The following is a 20,608-nucleotide window of genomic DNA, read 5'->3' as shown; positions in this document are numbered from 1 at the left end:
ATCTGCTACCGTGCTCGGCCGTGCGCCGCCCTCGCTCCTTCGCACGTCACTCGCTCGCGGCCCTCGTGATCGCCGCGACGACAGCCTTCGCAGCGAGCGCGAGCGCCCAGGGCAAACCCACGCTGAGCGGGTCGTGGTCGGCGAGCTCCGTATCGGAGAGCTGGTCCGTAGGCGGATGGGTGGATGCCTGCGGGCCGAAGCCGAAGGGCCAAGGCGGAGGCGGCGGATCGGTGCAGATCCGCGAGCAGGGCGGAGAGCTGTCGATCGTGGGCGCGGGGCGCGCCTGGAGCACGGCCGAGTGCTGGGAGCAAGCGCCGGGGCTCGGGCGCGTGAGTCACTCGCAGTCGGGCGGCGGGCGGTTCTGGCGGACGCGGTGCAGCCTCTCGAACGAGAAGCAACGCATCACCGTGACGACGACGGTGTCGGCGACGGACACGTCGATCACGATGCAAGAGACGTCGGAGCACAAGGTCACGGCCGAAGGCGCGACGTGCACGGCGACGGCGAGCCGGTCGCGATCGTTCGGGCTCGTGAAGCGCGACGGCGAAGAGGCGGCGCCGAGCGCATCGGCGAGCGCCTCCGCGAGCGCAGCTCCTTCCAGCCCGCCCCCGAGCCCACCCCCGAGCGCCGCCGCGAGCGCCGCGGTGCCCGCACCCAAGGCGCCGCCGAAGGTGTGCAAGGTGGCGGGAGACCCGGCGCGCCTCGAGGTGTACCCGGCGAGGAAGACGCTGCGGCCGGGGGATCGTTTTTCCTTCCGAACCGTGGTCACGGACAGCGAAGGCTGCGCGGTCTGGGTCAAGCCGACGTGGGCGGTGACGCCCGGTCCCTTCGCGGCGAAGGTGACCGTCGACGGGAGCGGGACCGTCACGGTGGCCGAAGGCGCCGAGGAGGGGCGGGTCGAGCTCGTGGCGACGGTGTCCGGCAAGGGCGTGCCCGTCGCCGTGGAGATCACGAGCCCGACGAAGTACGACGCGCTCCTCTCGGCAGGCACGCTCGACCCGCAGGGGTCCGAGCAAGGCGCGGTAGCGGTGATCGCCACGGGCGCCGTGGGCGGGCGCAAGGGAGTCGCGGACGACGTCGGCCAGGAACGCAAGCAGACGTTCGTGGCGATCGTGATCGGCCTCGCCTTCGCCCTCGGCTTCGCGGGCCTCGTGCTGATGCGGCGCGGGCGGAGGCCGGCGGAGGCGGAAGCCGAGGCGGAAACCGAGCCTCACGAGGAAACGGAAGCCGAGGCAGAAGCGGAGGCCGAGGCGAACGAGGACAGCGAGGCAGAGGCCCCGAAGGCCCAGGCCCCGGCACGATCCACCCCTACACGCGCGGTGGCGCCGTCCGGGAAGGTCTGCCCGACGTGCGGGGAGCGCTACGGCGCGGAGGCGCAGTTCTGTGGGGCAGACGGCACGACGCTGGTGCCGCTGAACCGGTGATGTCCATCGGTAGACCCGGGCGGCTGACTCGCACGTCGGAGGAGCAGCTGTAGGTTGCTTGATCGCGCTCGTGCGAAACCGTTATGCTTTGTGACGGCGTACGGAGAGGCCGGTAACGACCGGACCCGAGGTCCTCGGCGAGAGAGCAAGACGATCGTTCGTGCACGTGCGCGAGACCCGGAAGGGCAGCTTTCCCCATGAAGATTACGTGTCAGTCGTGCCAGGCGAAGTACACGATCGCCGACGAAAAAGTCGTCGGTAAGACCGTCAAGATCAAGTGCAAGAAGTGCGGCTCGGCCATCGTCGTCAACGCGAACGAAGCCGCACCCGACGCACACGGCCAGGGGGGCCAATACGAAGACGAAGACGACGGGGCGACCCGCGTCTTCTCGGGTGATGCGAACGCAGCCGCACCAGGCGGCGGCGGTGGCGAGGAGTGGACGGTCAACGTCGGCGACGACGATCAACGCACGATGTCGACCGCCGCGATCGCAGCCGCGTACGCAGCCGGCACGGTCACGAACGACACGTACGTCTGGAAGGACGGCATGTCGGACTGGCTGCCGCTGTCGCAGGTCGCCGAGCTCATGGCGGCTGTCGGTCGCAGCAGCGGAGTCGCCGCAGCCGCACCGCCGCCCGGGGACGACATGAACGCGACGCTGATGATGCCCGAAGGCGCGGGTGCACCCGCAGCCGCGCGGGCCCAGGCGGCGGCGCGCAAGACGGGTGGTCGTCAGGGTCAGGATCTCTTCGGTTCGTCGAAGGGCGAGCCGGAGCCCGCGCGCGCCTCAGTGCCGCCCGCGGGGCCGAAGGGCAACGCGGTCGGCGAGCGCAACGAGAACTCGGTGCTCTTCTCGCTCTCGGCGCTCACTGCGGCCGAGAAGGCCGCCACGAAGGACGAGCCGAAGAAGAAGGACGGCCGCGGCGGCCTCGACGACATCATGAACCTCGGCGGCGGCGGCCTCGGCGGGCCGATGCTCGCGCCGCCTCCGCTCATGGCGCCCGTCGTGGAGCCGCCTCAGCAGCCGATGATGGCCATGATGACGGGCACGCAGCTCCCGATGACGGGCACGCAGGTGCCGCTCACGGGCACGCAGCTCCCGCTGACCGGCACGCAGGTGCCGCAGGTCGTGATGGTGCAGGTGCCCGAGCAGAAGAAGAGCTCGGCGGGCCTCGTCATCGGCATCGCGCTCGGCATCGTGGTCGCAGGCGCGGCCGCGTTCTTCCTCCTGCGCGGACAGCCGCAGAACACGATGACGACCGAGAACACGACGACGTCGGCGACCCCCACGGCGTCCGCCGCGCCCACGACGCCCACCGCGGCGCCCACGGACACGATCGCGGCGGCGCCCTCGACGACGACGAGCGCGGCGCCGACCACGGACACGACGACGAAGGTCGGATCGAGCGGCGGCGGCCCGATCGGCGGCACGGGCCCGAAGCCCAACAACACGGCCGCGCCTACAGCGACGACGGCGGCGCCGACCGCGACGGCCGCGCCCACGGCGGAGCCTCCGCCTGCCGAGGGCGGCAAGGAGTTCAACCGCGGTGCGGCTTCGTCGGCGCTCGGTTCGGCGGCCGGCGCGGCGAAGAGCTGCAAGACGCCGGACGGCCCGACGGGCACCGGCAAGGTGAAGGTGACGTTCGCGCCGAGCGGCAACGTGACCTCGGCGCAGGTGCAAGGCCCGCCCTTCGCGGGCACGTCGGTCGGCGGCTGCGTGGCCGGCGTCTTCCGCGGCGCGCGCGTCCCGCCCTTCGACGGCGCGCCCGTCAGCGTCACCAAGTCCTTCACGATCAATTGACGGCCCGGGGCTCGCAAACGCGGGCCCTTCCCCGTACCCTCGGCAGCCATGTCCCAACGCCGAAGCTTCGTGCACCTCGGCCTCGGTGTGCTCGCCGTGGCCGGCATCGCCCTCGCCGGCGCGTCATGCGCGGCGAGGAGCCCAAGCAGCGTCGCGTGTGGTGCGGAGGTGCGTCCCTCCATCGACTGCTCGAGTGAGATCCCCGAGGGCGACATCGGTGTCCTGAACCTCGCCTCGGACACGGCGTCGTTCGAGGATGTCGCGATCCGTCGCATCTCGGCGGAGACCGAAAAGTTCGTCGCGGCGCACACGCGCCTCTGCCGCGACTACAACGCGTGTGCGATCGACAAGGCGACGTACGACGAGGAGAAAAAGGCGCTCCTCAAGCTCCTCACTCCCGTTGGCTCGCTGGTCGCGGCGGTGAAACAGGCGTCCTCGGAGGAGGAGCGGCAAGCCGCGCTCGACGCGCTGTACCAGCACACGGTGCCGGAGGCGGAGCGCAAGGAAGAGCTGACGCTCACGCTGTCGATGGAGGCGGAGCTACCGGAGAGCGCGGGCGGCGGGACGCGCACCGTGAAGCCGGACGAACCGCTGCCGACGAACACGCGCGTGTTCTTCAAGGTCGAGGTCAAGCCGCGGGCGTACGTCTACATCTTCCAGAACAACGCGACGAGTGGCCTCACGGTGCTCTTCCCGGACGAGCGGATCGGCACGAAGAACCCGCTCGACGCTAGCCTCGCGTCACGCATCCCGAACGGGGACCTCAGGTTCCGTTTGAACGACAAGGACCTCGGCTTCGAGGACATCTACATCGCCGCGTCGCGCACGCCGCTGCAGAACCTGGACGAGGCGCTCGCGCGCGTGCGTGACGGGAAGGTCACGCGCATCAAGGACGACAAGCTCCTCGACGGGATGAAGCACCTGCCGGTCGAGGGCGCAGGCGCGAAGAAGGACTCGAAGTGCCGCGACGCCGGGCTCGAGAGGTGCCCACGCATCCGTGGTCTCGAGCTCGACCTCAGCGGTGCGTCGGGGAGCAAGCCCGGGAGCAAGCCTCCGTCGTTCATGGCGCGCACCGAGCCCGGCGATGGGCTCCTTCTGAAGGTGTTCTCGTTCCAGCACACGAGCGAGGGCGCGGCCTACAAGGACGCGGCGGAGAAATACACGCGGCTTCCCGCGCCGAAGACGCGGGGCGGCGTCGTCATCGAGCGCGTACGCACACGAGGCGGCGTCGTCATCGAGTGACCCCACCCTCCCCCGACCCGATCTCCGCGAGTTGCCGCGCCTCCTCGAGCAGCCGTTGCGTAGGTGCTCGCAGCGAAGCCCGTCGGCCCTCGATGCTGCGCACGACGTCTCCGAGCTTGGCCCTCACAGCCGTGGGATCGTCGTCCCCCCGTCGCGCCATGTGAAGGGCCGACCAGAGCTCTGCGCGGGCCACGAGGTCCGCGTCGCCCGCCGCCTCGGCCCGGGATCGGGCCAGCACGGCGTCCTCGATCGCCGAAAGGTCACCGAGCCGCGAACGAATATCGGCGCGACGGAGCAGCGACACGATCGCGTAGTAGTCGTGACCGGCAGACAGGGCGAGGGCGATGGACTCGTCCGCGGAGGCCTTGGCTCCCTCGAGATCACCGGTCTGAAGCAAGGCCCCCGCGCAGATCGACTGTGCAGCCGAGAGCAGGACGTGATCGCCGGCCGCGCGCGCCGTCTCCGTCGCTAGCTTTGCGGCCGCGACCGCCTGCGCGAAGTTGCCCGCCCGCAAGTTCGCCGTCGCGAGGTTGATGAGGACCTCGCGGTGCAGTGTGCCGAACTTGAACGACTTGGCTCGCTCGGCGATGCTCGCGAACCCGCGTACGGCATCCTCGTACTTCGCGGCATACATGTGCGCGATGGCGAGATAGTTGTCGGCGTCGAGCTCGGCCCAAGGGGAATGAAGCTCCCGAGCCGCGGCGCGCGCCGTCTCGACGGCCCGAACGAGCCGCGCCTGATCACTGGGATCGACCTCGATGATCAGCTCGAGCCGCATCGCGAGCGCGCGATATCGCAGATCGAGCGACGTCTGCCCCGCGACCGCGATCGCCTCCTCCGCGAGCGCGAGCCCTCGACGCCCACGCACGAGGCGCGCCGCGGCGAGCCGCGTCTCGATGCGCAGGACGAGATCACCGTGCGCGTCCGCATCCGCGACGAGCGAAGGGTCGTGATCGGACGGTAGATGCCGGAGCGTCGCGGCGATCGCGAGCGTGAGCACACGAGCTTCGAGCCGCACGCCCATGTCCACGACGCCGTCGAGGTGGATCCTCTCCAGCCGATCTTTCGCCTCGGCCGCGCGACCCGCGCGGAAGAGCGCGTCGACCACGTGCAGCTCGGCGCGCGCGCGCTCGGCCCCCTTGGCCACCTGCGCGAGTTTCTCCGCGAGCTCGATCGCCCGTTCGAACTCACCGCCCGCGAGCGCCTTCGCCACGGCCTTGCCGTACCAGCGCGTGGCCTCCTCGCGATCGCCGAGCGACTCGTGACCGGCCGCGAGGAACGCCGCGTTCTCCTCGGCCACCTCGCTCCGCCCCACGGCTTCGAGCAGGCTCCGGTGGGTGCGCCGGAACCACGGCTTTTGCCGCACGTCTTCGAGCGCCGCCTGCCGCACGATTTCCTGCGCGAACCCGTGCTCCTGCCGCTCGCCGCGCACGATGAGCAGGCCCGACTCGACGAGCAACTCGAGCGCCTGCTCCACACTCCGCGCGTTCGTCCCCGCGGCCTCCACAGCCGCGACGAGCTGCTCCACCGGCAAACCCGAGCCGTAGAGCGCGACGCACGCGAGCACGTGTTGCGCGGCCCGCTCGCCGTCCGATCCCGGATCGAAGAACGAGTCGAGCCGCGCGCGCAAAAGGTCCCGCACGCCCGGCACTGAGGCGCGCAAGATCGACTCGTCGCGCGGTCGCCACGCGGCGTCACGCCAGACGAGCGCGCCGGTCTCATTCCACACGAGGAGCGGCTGCACGAGGAAAAACGGCACGCCGCCCGCGCCCTCGACCACGGCACGCTCGATGTCCTTCGCGATCGGCGCGACGTTCTGCACGAGCGCGGAGGCATCCTTCGTGGAGAGCGCGTCGAGCATGACGCGCGTCGCACCCGCGCCGATGCCTTGCTCGACGCGACCCACGAAGCGCCGCAGCGAGACGCTCGGGTTCGGTTCGTCGCGTACGGTCACGATGACGAAGAGCCGCCCACGCCCCTTGCGGATCGCTCGATCCGTCAGCATGCGCAAGAGCCCTTGCGTTTGCTCGTCCGCCCACTGCGCGTCGTCCATGTCGAGCACCGTGGGCTCTTCGAGGCTCGCCTCCACGAGCGCCTCCTCGATCGCCTCGATCGACGCCTCCAGCGCGGCGCGTGTCATCGCGGCCTCGACCGAGAGCGCGCGCTCGATGGCATCACGCATGCGACCGAGCCCCTTCACGCCCTCGATCGCGGTGCGCAGCGCGCGGAGGGGCGTCCTGCGCTCGACCGAGCAACGCGCGTCGATCACGCGCCCGAACCCGTACGCCGCCGCCGCCGCGACGATCTCGTCCGCGACGCGTGTCCTTCCCACGCCGAACGATCCCGTCACGAGCGCGACGCGCACGCTGCCTGCGGCCGCCTCCTCCGCGGCGCGCTCGAGCACCTTCACCGCCGCGTCTCGACCGACGAGGCGTGGCCTGTCCGTGAGCTCTTGCGGCGCGTTCTTATCTTCGCCCACGAGCTTGCGAACTGCGCGATCGATCGGCGGATGCTCGCGGTGTTCGCCGATCTCCGGATCGGTACAGCGCCACGGCTTGCCGGGCGCGTGCGGGCCGTCCGCGAAAAGCAGCCGTTTGTCGACGAGCGGCAGGTACGGCGACACGGGCATCCACGTCCCGTCTTCGCGCACCACGTACGCCACGCCGGCCTCGACGCCCGCGGGCAGCGCGCCTTTCGTCTTGCGCCAAACCCCGCCCCGGAGCGGCGTGCCCATGCGCGCCTCGTACGTCGACGGATCGAGCGACACCACGCACCGAAGCGACAGCGACAGGAGCGCCTCGGTATTTTCGAGGAGCGCCATCAGCTTCTCCAGCGCGTTGTCACCGGAGCCGCCCCGATGGATGAAATCGTTACGAGCAGAAACGAGCTCGGTCAGCGGACGCTGCGAGGTGAACGCAAGCATCTGCGCGAGCGCCGGGTCGTACGACTTCAGCGCGTTGCCGACGGTGCGCGTGAGCTCGCACCACATCCCATCCGAGATCCGCGCCGCCCGCGCGAGCGCCTCTGCCAAAGGCCTCGGCGCCGCCGCGCCGCCGAGCTTCGCCACGAGCGCGGCGAGGCCGAGGGAGAAGCCATAACGAACGATGCCGATCCCGAGCTCGAAGAGGCGCTTGCGCACGCCGGTCGCGTCCCCCTCGGCCCGCGCGATCTCCACGCCGACGGCGAGTGTGGCGACGGGCTCGGGCATCGTCGCGATGCACGCAGCGAGCTCGTCGAGCTTGTCCTCGTCGAGCGGCTTGGGCGGCCGGAGGCTGCGGAAGGTGCGTCGCTCCGAGTTCCCCTCGTCGGCGGGGAGATCGTCGCGCGCCTCTTCCGAGGCCTCGCCTTCGTCCAGGGGTTCGACCACGGCGACAGCGTAGCGCGTAGCCGTCTTCGCGGCGGCAGAACACGCCGTAAAATCAGGTCGTTGGGTGCCCCACGAGGTCCTCGACCTCCTCGGGCCGGAAGCCGAGCATCACGGGCTCCGGCACGAGCCGCACGCCGAAGCGCGCGAGCACGCCGTCGCGGATGCGGCGCGCGAAGCGGAGGATGTCCTCGGCGGTCGCGCCGCCGCGATTGACGATCGCAAGCGCGTGGCGCGTGGACAGACCGACCGGGCCGTCGGCCGTGCCCTTCTTGAACCCAGCGCGCTCGATGAGCCACGCGGCCGGGATTTTCACGCGACCCGGGCCCGCGACGAATTGCGGAAGGGTCTCGCCGGGCTCGAGCACGTTCGCAGCCTCGATGCGCGCGCGGGCCTCGGCGAAGGCCGCCTCGTCGAGCGTCGGGTTCACGAAGAACGAACCGGCGCTGCGCCCGTTCTCATCACCCGCCTCGACGAGCATCGACTTGCGACGGCGCAGCTCCAGCACGGCCTTGCGCACCTCCGCGAGCGAGGGCGAAGGGCCGGCGCCGATCTCGCGCAGGTACCGATCGAGCTCGGCGTATCGCACGGCCGCCGAGCCGCCGCGCTGAAGGGAAAACGTCACGCCGACGATCACGAACCTTCCGCTCGCCCGGCGCTTGAACACGCTGTCGCGATACCCGAAGCGGCAGCCGAGCCGATCGATGCCCACGGTCGCGCCGCTGCGCCGATCGATGCCGTAGACGAACGTGATCACGTCGCCCGCCTCCTGACCGTACGCGCCGATGTTCTGGATCGGCGCCGCGCCCACGTCGCCCGGGATGCCCGAGAGGCACTCGAGCCCGGCCCAGCCTTGCTCGACGGTCATCGCGACGATCGCGTCCCACGACTCGCCCGCGCCCGCGCTCAGCGTGACGCGATCTCCCTCGATCGCGTGGTTCACGCCGGAGACCGCGACCCGCAGGACGAGGCCGTCGACGCCGCGATCCGCGACGAGCACGTTCGAGCCGCCGCCGAGCACGGTGACGTCGAGGCGGTGGTTGCGCGCCCAGGCGAGCGTGTCTTGCACGGCCTCCTCGGTGCGTGCCTCGACGTACCGCGCGGCCGGGCCGCCGACGCCGAGTGTGGTGCGCGGTGCGAGTGGCACGTCGAAGAGCATGCCCATCGGCGCGCGCGCCGACTCGGGCGGCTGAGGACGCATCGTACGCAGGCTCAGGGCGCCACCTTCACGCGCGTGCCCGCCATGAACCCGTCGTCCACGGCGCGCACGCGCTCGACGAAGCTGTCGTAATCGTTCGCCGACACCGTGCCCGTCGGCAGATCGAGCAGGAACGACTCCTCGATCACGCCCTCCTTGTACGTCCCCGCGCGGGAAGCCGAGAAGCCGTCGTGCGCGACCTTCACGGACGCCGGCGCGCGCGCGATCGTGGCGCCCTTGGGCAGCTCGATGCGGCGACGCACGCGGTACTGGAGCGGCCTGTCGATGGTGAGAGCGCTCTCGCGGCCCGCGCGCGACGCGTAGAACGAGGCGAGCGTGCTCGAAAAACCCCGCGCGAGGTGCATCGGTTCGAGGCCCGGAAGCAGCCACGTCTTGCCGTCGCGGGTCTCGGGCTGCGAGTAGCCGAAGATCGCGATCTTCGCGCGCACCGAGACCTCCCACGATCCCTCGCTCGATCCGAGCTCCACGTCCTCGACGTCGGCCCAGGGCACCCACGTGAGCACCACGTTGCGCAACATCTCGCGACGATCCGTGCCGACGACCATGTCGAGCGAGTCCGCGAGCGACTGCGCCTCGCGCCCGCGCAGCGCGATCGAGAACGTGCCACGCGCGACGCCCGACGCGTCGAGCGCGAGCCGGATCTCGATCTCGTCGCCCTTCTCGCTCGCGTCGCCCTGCACCGTGACGAGGCTGCCGTCGGGCAGGATCGCGTTGCGGCCACGAAGCTCCGGGCTCACGCGTCCCGGAGGCAACGGCGGGCCATCCACGTCCGCGTCGATCCAGAGCTCACCCTCGGGCAAACGCGCGACGACGAGCGGATACCGGAAACGGCCCACGTGCGGCGGGAAATCCGCGGCTCCGCTGAACGGCTCGGTCTCGGCGATCGCGAGGCGCGCGTCCACGCCGAGCTCGCGCAACGCGCGCCACACGACGAGCGCGCGGCTGCCCTGACCGAGCTCGAGCACCGTGCGCGCCGTCGTCTGCTGCGGGCCCGTGCCGTACATCGCCGACACGTCCGAGAGCTCGCCGCCGCCGGGCACCTTCACGCGCTTGCCCACGGCCGTGACCACACGCTCGACGAGCGCGCGCGACGGCGCCGTGACGGTTCCTGCGGCTTCGCGGGCGAACCGCGCGACGTACGGATCCTTGTCTTCGAGCGCGCGGACGTGATCGTCGAGCAAGCGCCCGAGGTTCGTCCAGGTCTGCGTGCCGAAGCTGATCGTCACCGACTGTTCGAGCCGCGGCACGCCGTCCTCGATGCGACGCGGCTCCTTGTTCTCGATGCGCCAGACGCGGATCTCGTCGCCTTTGTCTGTGCGCACCTGGGGCTTGCCGAGCAAGGGATGCGACCAGAGGCCGAGCGCGAGCGAGGCCGGGCGTCGGAGCTCGATCTCGGCCTCGCGCACGCCGGTGCGGGCCGGCAGGAGATCGGGCCCGTCCACCACGATCTGCCCGCCCGCGTCCGGCACCACGAACCCTTCGAGAATCTGCTCGACGTAGTCGCCCTTTTCGAGCTCCGAAAGATCGCTGTGGCTTTGCGCGGCCATCGCCACCTGATCGGGCTCGACCACGCGGCCGTCGCGCTTGTGGATCCGGCGCCGGAGCAAGCGCTGCGCGGCGTTTGCCTCGATCGCGGGCCCGTACGAAACGGCGCCCTCCGCGACGTCCGTCGTGCCCGACACGCGCCGCAGATCGTAGACGAGGTACCGGAGCACGCCGCCCGCATCCAGGGCGTATCGCTCGACGTGCCGCAGCACCGCCGTGCCCGCGCCGGGCATCACGTTCGTCGCGCGATCCGCCGAAACGAGGCGCGCGCCTTCGGCCTCGAGCTCGCGCGCTTGATCCGGTTCGAGCGCGAGGATCCGGCGCAGGATCGGGATCGCGTACGGCGCGTCGGTCGCCACGCGTTGATCACGTTCGAGGCGCGGACGTACGAGGTCGGATCGATTCCTGCCAGCCGCGAAGCCGAGCGCGTCGAGCAAACGCCTGCGCGCAGGCGGCGTCGCGTCGTAGGCCGCGATCGCCCCGTCAAGATCTCCCGCGAGCACGTGAAGCCCGACTTCCGAATCGCGAAACGCATCCGGCGCCGAGCGCAGGCGCCGCACGCGTCCGAGCTCTTCAAGCGCCGCGCGCGTGTCCCCGCGCTGCTGATGCGCGTACATGCACGCGAGATCCGCGCGGCTCGTCCCTCCCGTACACGCCGCCTTCACCGCATCTGCGCCGACCCGCCCGTGCAGATACGTATCGACCCGCGCGAGCAGCGGCGATCCCGGCACGGCCGTCTCCAGCGTGCGATACGCATCCTCCGCGACGTCGAGCATCTGCCCGCGCTTCGCCGCCGCTGCCACGTACGTGAGCGTCATCGGATCCGTCACGGCCTTCTCGGCCGCGGGTTTGTCCGCGGGCTGCCCCGTCGCCGGCGGACGCACGCCGAGCTCGCCGAGCGCGTCTGCAAGCCCCTCGACCACGCGCCTCCGCTCCGTCAGCGCCGCGCGCGTCACGAGCGCCTCCCAGGCCTTCGGCCAGCCCGCGAGCGTCTTCTCCGTGTAGGCGCGCAGCCGCTCGATCTGCTTCGAATCGGGCAGATCGTCGGCCTTCGCCGTCGCGCGTGCGGCCAGCAAGAACAGGCGTGGGCTGCTCGTCCCCGGCAAACCTCGCTCTTCGAGGAGATGCTCGGCGTCGCGCGCCTCGCCGAGCCCGAGCAGCGCCGCCGTCGTCAGCGCGAGCGTCGTCCCGCCGGGCCTCCCCCACGTGATCTCGATTGGCGTCGCGCTGCCGGCCTTGCCCACCGTGGCGACGTCCCCCGCGCTCGGCGCGCGGAGCCGCAAGGGCAGACCGTCGTCGCCCCACACGTCGAGCTCGATCTGATCCCCGTCGCTCATCTGACCGACCCGCACGACCACACGTGCCCGCCCTGCCGGCAGGTCGATCTGCCCCAGCCGCGTCACGGCGCCGTCGCCCGCCTCGAAGCCGCGACGAAGCACGCGTGTCCCCGCGACGTCGACGACCGCCGCCGACGTCGACGCGAGCGACAGAAACACCTTCTGCTCGCGCGGGTTCTCGATGTCGACCACGAGCGCGCGCACGCCCGGCAGCGAGAACGTCGCGTTCACGTCGAGCCTGCACGCGTCCGCGCGCACCACGTGCGGCGCCACCTCGGCGAAGAACGGCCGCGCGCCCGGGTACGTCGCGCCAAACGCGCCCGTCGGCGCGACCTGCGAAGGCTCGGCGAGGCCACGCAGCGCAGCGAAGTCGAGCGGCGCGATCAGGGCCGCTTCCCGCGCGCATCCGCGCCGCTCGCCCCACACCATCGCCGCCTGCTCTTGCCCCACGTACATCGCGAGCTCGTGCAGCGCCGTCGCCAGCATCCCGCGCATCACCGGGAGCTTGCCCGCATCGCCGCCCTGCGCGAGACGCTCGCCGGCCTCGGTCCACGCCGCGCGTAGCTGGTCCACGACCGCGGGGATCCCGTCCCGCGAGCGATACGCGACAGCCTGTTCTCCAGGCAACCCGAGCGCGTCGACTTCCCGGAATACGAGCGCATCGAGCGACGCGACGACCGTGGCGAGCGCCTCGGGATCACCCGCATTCTCGATGGCCCGATGGATCGCGTCGAGGTACTTCTGCGACGCGAGCGGATCGACCGCCTCGGCATCGAGCGCCTCGACAAACGACTCCGCCAGCTTGGCGGACAGCGGTGCTTGCGGCGCGACGGGCGTCGGGCCGAGACAAGCGGCGACGAGGAGCGCCGCGGAGACGAGCCCGAGGCGGGCGGAATGAAGGCGCATCGGCGGGCTCCATGCTGCCTCATCCACGCGCGCTTGGCACGCGCGGCGAGGTCACGCGCAGGCTGCTAGGCGGCCGGAGATTCTTCGTACACGCGAAGGCCGTACTTCTCCATGCACCAGAGCAGCCCGATGACCAGGCTCCGCTTGTCGTCCACGAACGAAGGTTTTTTCCCTTCGAACGCGTGCCCCACGAACTGGAAACCCCAGCCCACGGTGAACAATGCCCCCGCGAGCGGCAGGCCGACGAGCGTCGCGCCCACGGGGAAGCTCATCGCGATGAGGGGGATGCCGATCTTGTGGCAAGCCTGGTTGCGCGGATCGCGGTGATCGTCCTGGTACTTGTGGAGGAGACGGGTCCACTCGGCGTTCAGGGAAATCATGGTCGGGCGCGGAGCCTACCACGAGCGACCCGCGCGCTGCCCCCTCCGTGACCCCGGACCGAAGATCCGCGACGGAGGCCCCGAAGGCGGCTCCGCGCCCGCGAGCAGTTGCGTCGCCTCCTCGCTCACCGCCGCGCCCTCGGACGCCTCGCCGCTCGACGTGAGCGCGTCCCCAAACCGCCACAGCGAATCGGCGAGCTGGTAACGCACCTCCGCGTTCTTCCCGCTCTGCGCGTAAAGCTTCCGATCGATCGCCACGGCCTCGCGATACGCCGCGACCGCGCCGATGACGTCGCTCGCGTGCACACACGCGTCCGCGAGTCGCTTCAGCGAATACGACACCTCGCCGAGCGCCTCCGGTCCCTCTCCCATCGCCGAAAGGACCCGGCGCCGCAGCAAGAGACACTCCGAGAACGCCACCGCCGCGTCCGCCGGCTTGTTCGCGGCGAGCCGCGCATCCCCGATCCGCTCGAGCGCGTCCGAGAGCTCGAACAGGGCATCCGGCCCCTCGTCGCCTTGTCGCATCGCGCGGATCGCACCGAGCGCGAGCTCCTCGAAGCGCGACGCCGCCACGTGTTCGCGCCGCTCCCGCGCAATCCGCGCCGCCAGGCAATACCAGGCCGGCGGCACCTGCCCCGGCATCCGCGCTCCGTACATCGCGAGCGCCTTCTGCACGTGCACCGCCGCGCGCGACAGATCCTCGTTCTCCGTCGCGATCGCCGCGAGCACCGCGAAGACGCGCGCCTCGTCGAGCGCATCCCCTCGCACGCGGAGCAGCGTCGCCGCCTCGTCGGCCGCGTCCTTCGCGTCCTGCAGCCGACCTTGCCGCAAGAACCCTTCGGCCGCGTCGACGAGCGCATGCGCGCGAATCACCTCGGGTCGCGGCGGCGGAGGCGGCGGCGTCGGCCGCGAGCCCAGCGTCGCGGGCGGGAACGACGCCGCGGGCATCGGCGGACTCGACGTGCGCGCCGAGTTCTCGGCTTGCCAGGCCTTGAGCCGCTCCGGGCTCTGCGAGATCGCCACGAGGTCGTCCGGATCGACCGGCGCGACGCGCATCGAGCTCGTCGACGGTCGCGTCCCGCCGCGCACCGGCAGCGGCGTGCTCGGCCGCACCGCGCCCGCATTGCGCGGCGTGATCAGGAACGACATCGCCTTCACTTGCCAGAGATCTGGCGCGGCCTTCGACACGGGATCCACGACGCCCGGCGGCGCGGCGAGCACGATCCCTCCGAGCAGAACACCGCGCAGCTCCTCGAAGAGCGCCTCGATCTCGATCACCGTCTGCTCCCACGCGCGCGTCCACGGCGTCTCGGGCGCGCCGGGCGCCTCGGCGTGGAGCGCCTCGATCCACACGAGCGATGCGTTCGCGAGGCTGCGATCCTCGAGCAGCCGCGTGGGCAGGCCGAGCAGCTCTTCCGGCGTGCTCGGCACGAGCGTCACCATCGCGTGATTCTCGCCGGTCACGTGTCGCTCGACCCGCTCGCGCAGCGTGCGCAGCTCCGCCGGTACGGGGGTAAACACGAAGCCGACCCAGAATCCGATCACGTTGTCGAGGCGGTCGCGGAGGTACTCCCACGCCACTTCGCCGCGGATCGCCGGTGCTTTCGGCGCCGGTTGTTCTCCCTGTCCCCAGCCTGTCATCGGTTCATGACGCGCGAGAGCCGCCCTCGAGCGGCTTTCCGGCTCCTGGCGAACCTTATCACCATCACAGCCGCGTGGGCCTCTCGCACACGCGAACCTTTACGCCCTCGCCCACCTTGGCCTACCCTACGAACACCTCATGGCGCGCCGAGTCACTCGATTTCTTCGTTCCGTCCCGCACGCGGGGCTCGCAGTCGTCCTCCTCGCCTCTGCGTGCGGCGGTCAGCAGACGCAGACCAAACCGAAGCCCGTCACGAATGCGAACACCGAAGCCACGGAGCCCGAGGACGACGGCCCTGCGCTCGGCCCGCTGACGCTCACCCTGCCCGACGCCGCGGCCTCGGCGTGGGTGGGGCAGCGCGGCAACTACGTCGATACGCTGAGCGGTATCTGGGGCCTCGACAAGCTCGTGATCGCCGTCGGCGGCGGCGGGACGATCCTGCGCAGCGAGGACGCCGGCATCAACTGGACGCGTCAGGCCTCGCCGAAGGACGCGTGGCTGCGTTGCGTCTGGGGCAGCGGCCCGGACGACATCTACGTCGTGGGCGGCAATGCGATCATGCACTCGACGGACGGCGGCATCACGTGGTCGCCGCAAAAGATCCCGATCACGGGCACGTTTTTCATGGCGGTCTGGGGGAGCGGCCGCGACGACGTCTACGTCGTGGGCGGCGATGGAAACATCCTGAACACCACGGACGGCGGAAAGACGTGGACGAAAGACAATAGCGGCGTGGTCGGCACGCTCTACGACGTCTGGGGCAGCGGCGCGGACGACATTTACGTGGTCGGCCAGGCGAGCAAGGACGGCGCGCCGATCGTGCTGCAATCGAAGATCGGCGGGCACCTCTGGTCGAAGCTGCCGGTGGACTCGCTCGACTCCCCGCTCCGGCAAATCGACGGGGCGAGCGTCGATTACCTGTACGCGGTGAGCGCGAAGGGCACGGTATACGAATCGAATGATCGCGCGGCGAGCTGGAAATCGATCGGGAGCTTCGACGGCGACGAGCTCCTCGGCATTCGCGTGGTCGGCAAGGGCGACCTCTACGTGGTCGGCAGAAACCAGCAGTTCCAGCACACGACGGACGGCGGCAAGACCTGGAAAGACGAGCTCAACTGGCCGCACGGCGCCGCGGCGATCCAGGGCATCTGGGGCAAGGGAAGCACCGAGTTGTTCCTGGTCGGCGAAGGGACGCTCGAAGCCGGGCAGAAGGGGAGCCTGGTGCGGCGGAGGTGACGACGGATCACCCGAGGTGATCCCGAGCCCCCGCTGACCCCCCATTTTTTTCCTTCACATCCCGGAACCTCCGCAACCACCGGTCGAACGGCAGGACGATGCGGCCCCGCGCCGCGCTTCGCCTGCGCTCCCCGACCTTTTCTGCGGCCACGCCGACGGCGGCGTGCCGGACGGAGGATTCCATCATGCGCATCACGGCCTCGCTCTCGCTTTCCCTCTTCGTCCTCCCCCTCGCCCTCGGCGCTTGCGTCGACCAGGGCGCATTCCCCGGCGATCTCGAAGGCGACGACCTCGCCGAGCAGACCACAAGGATCCGGATCACGGTCCTCGATCACGACGACAATGGCGAGCAGACCGAGAAGGTCGTCGACATGGATGCGCGTGAATTCGCGGCGCTCACGGCGAAGCGCCCCGGCGCGCCCGCGGGCTCCGCTCCCGCGGCGCAGGGCGAGGACGACGTGGGCACGTCTGCGCAGGCGCTCACGGTGCAGAGCAACGCGGCGAATTGCACGTCGAAGGGGCTCCTCATCTACTCGCAGCCGAATCTCGGCGGTGAGGTCCTCTGCTTGATGACCGTGGGTCACGAAGCCGCCGGCACCACCGGCTTCTCGCTCCCGTGGGACTGGCGCCGCGAGAACGGTGGCAAGTATCCCATGAGTTACTGGTCCGGCGACGACGCCGGTCGGTTCGCCGCGTACTTCTCGGAGATCTCGTTCGGCCCCTGGATGGTCGTGAATTACGCGCCCTATCCGGCCACGGACGCCGTGTACGTGTACATGCAGCGCTTGCTCGGCGCGCCGGCGACGGATCCGTCGATCGCGGTCCCCTCGAATTACCCCCTCGTCCACAAGATGGCCGCGAAGGGGCACCAGATCTACGTCTGCGACGGCTCGCAATGGGTCCTCTCGGCGCCCTCGGCCGTGCTGCTCGACCCGCACGCGCCCTTCGACGTGCTCGGCCACCATTATGCCGGCCCGCAATGGCGCGGCAATGACGGCAGCACCATCCGCGGGCGGAAGGTCTCCGAGGTCCCGTCGCCCGATCCGAATGCGATCCCCTGGCTCAAGATCGAGGTCATCGAGCGCTCGGGCAGCGGCGTGTTCTCGCCGATCGCGTTCATCCAGCGCGTCAACACGGCATCCGGCAAGGCGCCGGCCACGACGTGCAGCGCGGGCAACCGGAACCAGCTCGTCTGGGTCGACTACACGGCGGACTACTACTTCTACGCCGCCCCCACGGCGCCCGCGGGCTGGGTATGCGCGCCCTCGTACTACAATGGAAATGACGGCTGCCACTGCAACTGCGGCGTGCCGGACCCGGACTGTGTGAAGGAGAATCAGTGGCTTTATGGTTGCGGCGGGCAGTGCACCATCTCCAAGACTTGTGTACCCTGATTATCTCGCGGAAAGGACGGTGAATGCCATGGTCATGCACATCGAGGTCGGGAAGTACCAGATCAAGCAGAACGGCAAGGAGGTCGGGAAGCTCGCGGTGGTGGACGGTCTCCAGTATTATTGGCTCTACCTCAATGTCCCCGCGGGGTCGTCGACGTATGCCATCTACACGGCGCCCAGCCAGCGGCGGCTCGCCGCCGACCCGGGCAAGCGATTCGCGAGCGCGCCCGTCGTCACATTCGATTTCGTCTACGAGGGCGCCGTGAGCAGCCCGTTCGACGTCCACGAGTGGAAGGCCCGGAGCGTGCCGACCAGCGTCGTCGCCTCGTCGATCGTGGCCATCCCGCCGCTCTCCTCGATCGCGAGATCGAATGCCCCGGCCGTCAACGGGCAGATCGATTGGGGCGTCTTCCGCCTCGAGCAGGTTGAGTATACTGTGGGATATGTCGACGTGCAGTCGAGGTCCGGCGGGCTGCCCACGGAGAGCTGGTTCCTTTACGAGGCCGGAGGCACACATCCCGCGTATCGTGCCCCGGGGACGTCCGGTGGGCAGTATACCCTGCGCTTCGTGAGCGGCGCCGCGTCCGCCCTCGATTGCGTGCCCACTGGGGTGGCGTACGCGCGCCACGAGTTCGAGTGCAGCGCGGTCGTCATCACCTCGATGTAATCAAACGCGCGAGGGCCTCCTCGATCGAGAGCACATCGAGCCGGCGCGACGCATGCTCCGCCGGCACCGTGCTCGCCATCTCGGAAAGCGCCGCCTGCTCCACCTCCACGGAAACCCCGCCCTCCGCGAGCAACGCGAGCACCTGGATCCCCACGCTCGGCACCGGACAGGCGCGCGCCTTCGCGAGGATCACCTCGACGTTCTCCTCGGACAAACGCTCCCCCGCCGCGACGAGCAAGGCCCCCGCGAGCAATCTCCCGAGCGGATGCCCCGTCCCGGAAAAACACCGAAATGCCCGCCCGGCGAGCGCCCGCGTGGCCTCGGCATCCCCTTTCCGATACGAAACCGCCGCCTCCGCGACCGAAACGAGACCCTCGACGTGCAGGCTCCCGAGCCGCGACGCGGCCTCCACGAGCTCCTCGTCCGGCCCCTCGCCGTCCGTCTTCCCTGCGCGATAATCGATGCAGCGGCGCAGCCACGCAGCCCTCGCTTCGAGCATGGGCAGCCGGAACCTCCGCGCGAGCTCCGTGGCCACCGCCGCGCCCACGGCCGCGCGCTCCAGTTGAAACGCCTCCATCCACGCCGACGCCGCATCCAGCCGCGCCGCGATCTCCATCGATCGAAAGGGCGTACCCTCCGCCGCCTCCTCTTCGAGCCGCGCGGCCTCCTCGAATCGATTCTGACAATACCTGAGCCTGCCGAGCCACGCCGCGTGCGCCGCCCGCGCCGCGCGATCCCCGCTGGCCAAAGCCCAGGCCCGCGCCTCTTCGAGCACCGCCTCCTCGCGCGCGAGCGACACGCGCCGCGCCGCGAGCACCCGCACCCCGTAACGCAATCGTTCGAGGCGTGGATCCGAAAGCGACGGCAAACCCTCCGCGAGCTCGGCCGCGCGCTCGGTCCATGCATTCACCGCGAGCGCCACGCGCACGAGCCGCTCGAGCGCGCGCGTGAGCTCTGTCCCCGGCCCCGGCCGGCACAGCTCGTACAGCGCACGATCGAGCCCCTGCGGCGACCCCTCGGTGAGCGCGATCTCGACCCATTGCGAGTGCAATCGATCGAAGGCGTCCGCGGGCACTTCCGAAAGACCTCGCAACGCCCGAAGCCCCTCTTCGAGATGGAGAACGGCCCGCGCGAGCCGCCCCTCCGCCGCGAGCGCGGCCGCCGATGCCATCGCCTCTTTCGCAATGGTGAGCGCCGGCTGTGCGCCCTCGGCCACGAGCATGCTCGCGAGCCGCACCGGCGTTTCGAGCGCGTCGATCGCCTCGCGGTTCATCGCCAGCAAATCCCCATCCCACCGGCAGAGCCCCGCGCCCATCCAGGCCTCGATTTCCTGCTCGATCCGGGCCGGATCCCCGCCGGTGCGCGAAAACAAAAGCAGCGCCGCATCCTCCCGCAGGTGCAGCAGCCGATCCGGGCCCGCGAAAAGCGCTCGCAGGTCCGCTTCCTCGATGGGTTTGTCGGATGCGATGATTGCGTGTACGGCCGACGGTGTTCGCGAAACGCACCCTCCCCGAAAAACCTCGGCGACCTCGGCGGCCGAGCGCGGGCGCTCGTCGGAATCCGTGGCGAGCAGCCGATCCACGACGGCCGCGACATGCGCGGGCCCCCCCTCCACGAGCGACGCGAGCGCGGGCGGCCGCTCCGTGAGTTTTCCGCGCAAAAGCTCCGCGAGATTCTCCGACGCATGCGGAAATCGGCCCGTGAGCGCATGAAACGCCATCACGCCGACCGCATAGAGATCCGTCCGCGCGGAGAGCGGCAGCTCGGCGATCTGCTCCGGCGCGAGATACGCCGCCGTGCCCACGAGCATCCCCACGCCCGTGATTCGCTCGGCCGTCGCCGCGCTCAGGCACGAGAGCCCGAAATCGAGAATCGTCGGCCGCCCCGCCCCGTCGACGAGCACATTGCCCGGCTTGAGATCCCGATGCAAGAGACCCACGGCGTGCACCCGCGCGAGCGCCTCGCAGAGTTTTACGAGTGGCCCTTCGAGCGCGGCCCACGTGCAGGGCACGGCCACGCCCGGAAAAGGCACGCCCTCCGCGCGTTCCATCACGACGAACGGATGCTCGTCCTCGATTCCCTCGTCGATGAGCCGCACGATCCCGGGGAGCCGGAGGAGCCGGAGCGATGCGACCTCCCGGCAAGCGCGCGCGGCGAGCTCCCCCGTCCCGGGCCGCAGGATCTTCAATGCGACACGCTCGCCCGACAGGCGATCGTGCGCGTCCCACACCTCGCCATACCCACCGCGCCCGAGGCGCCCCTCGAGCCGATATCGCCCCGCGATCCACGCGCCTTCCCGCGCGAATTGCGGCAGCGGCAACACCCCGCTCACGTGCGCGGCGGCCCGCAGAAATGCGTCCGACTCGCCGACGTCGTCGAGCCCTTCGAGATCGAGCGATTCGAGCGATTCGAGCGATTCGAGCGATTCGCCGGCCGCAGAATTCATTCCG

The 20,608-nt window shown here is 70.4% G+C and carries 12 protein-coding genes; 6 read left to right on the top strand and 6 right to left on the bottom strand.

Annotated elements, in window-relative coordinates:
* Positions 1-20: 20 nt before the first annotated feature.
* From KEG57_RS08225 to KEG57_RS08215, 3 genes are all read left to right on the top strand, one after another.
* Positions 21-1,424, top strand: coding sequence for a hypothetical protein (locus tag KEG57_RS08225; protein WP_272417505.1), 1,404 nt, complete (start codon positions 21-23; stop codon positions 1,422-1,424).
* A 197-nt stretch (positions 1,425-1,621) separates the two neighbouring features.
* Positions 1,622-3,226 carry a zinc-ribbon domain-containing protein gene (locus KEG57_RS08220; protein ID WP_272417504.1) on the top strand — a complete coding sequence of 535 codons (1,605 nt, stop codon included), beginning with the start codon at positions 1,622-1,624 and terminating at the stop codon, positions 3,224-3,226.
* Between the two features lie 48 nt (positions 3,227-3,274).
* The gene (locus KEG57_RS08215; protein WP_272458343.1) at positions 3,275-4,468 is read left to right on the top strand and encodes a DUF4384 domain-containing protein; all 1,194 of its coding nucleotides are present in this window, start codon (positions 3,275-3,277) and stop codon (positions 4,466-4,468) included.
* On the opposite strand, the gene KEG57_RS08210 is transcribed toward KEG57_RS08215, so the two are convergent.
* From KEG57_RS08210 to KEG57_RS08190, 5 genes are all read right to left on the bottom strand, one after another.
* Entirely contained in the window at positions 4,458-7,835 is a 3,378-nt protein-coding gene (locus tag KEG57_RS08210; protein WP_272458342.1) for an AAA family ATPase, read from the bottom strand. The two genes, KEG57_RS08215 and KEG57_RS08210, sit on opposite strands and share 11 nt — an antisense overlap.
* Before the next feature lie 52 nt (positions 7,836-7,887).
* On the bottom strand, positions 7,888-9,033 hold the full coding sequence (locus KEG57_RS08205) for a UDP-N-acetylmuramate dehydrogenase (protein ID WP_272417501.1): 1,146 nt from the start codon (positions 9,031-9,033) through the stop codon (positions 7,888-7,890).
* A gap of 11 nt (positions 9,034-9,044) precedes the next feature.
* Positions 9,045-12,839 carry a hypothetical protein gene (locus tag KEG57_RS08200; RefSeq protein ID WP_272417500.1) on the bottom strand — a complete coding sequence of 1,265 codons (3,795 nt, stop codon included), beginning with the start codon at positions 12,837-12,839 and terminating at the stop codon, positions 9,045-9,047.
* Between the two features lie 65 nt (positions 12,840-12,904).
* Entirely contained in the window at positions 12,905-13,219 is a 315-nt protein-coding gene (locus KEG57_RS08195) for an Mpo1-like protein (RefSeq protein WP_272417499.1), read from the bottom strand.
* A 15-nt stretch (positions 13,220-13,234) separates the two neighbouring features.
* Positions 13,235-14,860, bottom strand: coding sequence for a tetratricopeptide repeat protein (locus KEG57_RS08190; protein ID WP_272417498.1), 1,626 nt, complete (start codon positions 14,858-14,860; stop codon positions 13,235-13,237).
* Positions 14,861-14,999: 139 nt separating this feature from the next.
* On the opposite strand from KEG57_RS08190, the gene KEG57_RS08185 reads away from it, so the two are divergent.
* From KEG57_RS08185 to KEG57_RS08175, 3 genes are all read left to right on the top strand, one after another.
* Entirely contained in the window at positions 15,000-16,097 is a 1,098-nt protein-coding gene (locus KEG57_RS08185; protein WP_272417497.1) for a WD40/YVTN/BNR-like repeat-containing protein, read from the top strand.
* A gap of 185 nt (positions 16,098-16,282) precedes the next feature.
* Entirely contained in the window at positions 16,283-17,491 is a 1,209-nt protein-coding gene (locus KEG57_RS08180) for a DUF3455 domain-containing protein (protein ID WP_272417496.1), read from the top strand.
* A gap of 28 nt (positions 17,492-17,519) precedes the next feature.
* The gene (locus tag KEG57_RS08175) at positions 17,520-18,158 is read left to right on the top strand and encodes a hypothetical protein (protein WP_272417495.1); all 639 of its coding nucleotides are present in this window, start codon (positions 17,520-17,522) and stop codon (positions 18,156-18,158) included.
* Here KEG57_RS08175 and KEG57_RS08170 read toward each other — a convergent pair.
* Positions 18,145-20,604, bottom strand: a complete 2,460-nt coding sequence (locus KEG57_RS08170) for a serine/threonine-protein kinase (protein ID WP_272417494.1) — start codon at positions 20,602-20,604, stop codon at positions 18,145-18,147. The genes KEG57_RS08175 and KEG57_RS08170 overlap by 14 nt on opposite strands.
* Positions 20,605-20,608: the final 4 nt, after the last annotated feature.

This window comes from Polyangium jinanense, assembly GCF_028435365.1.
This window is presented reverse-complemented; position numbering and strand designations above follow the sequence as displayed.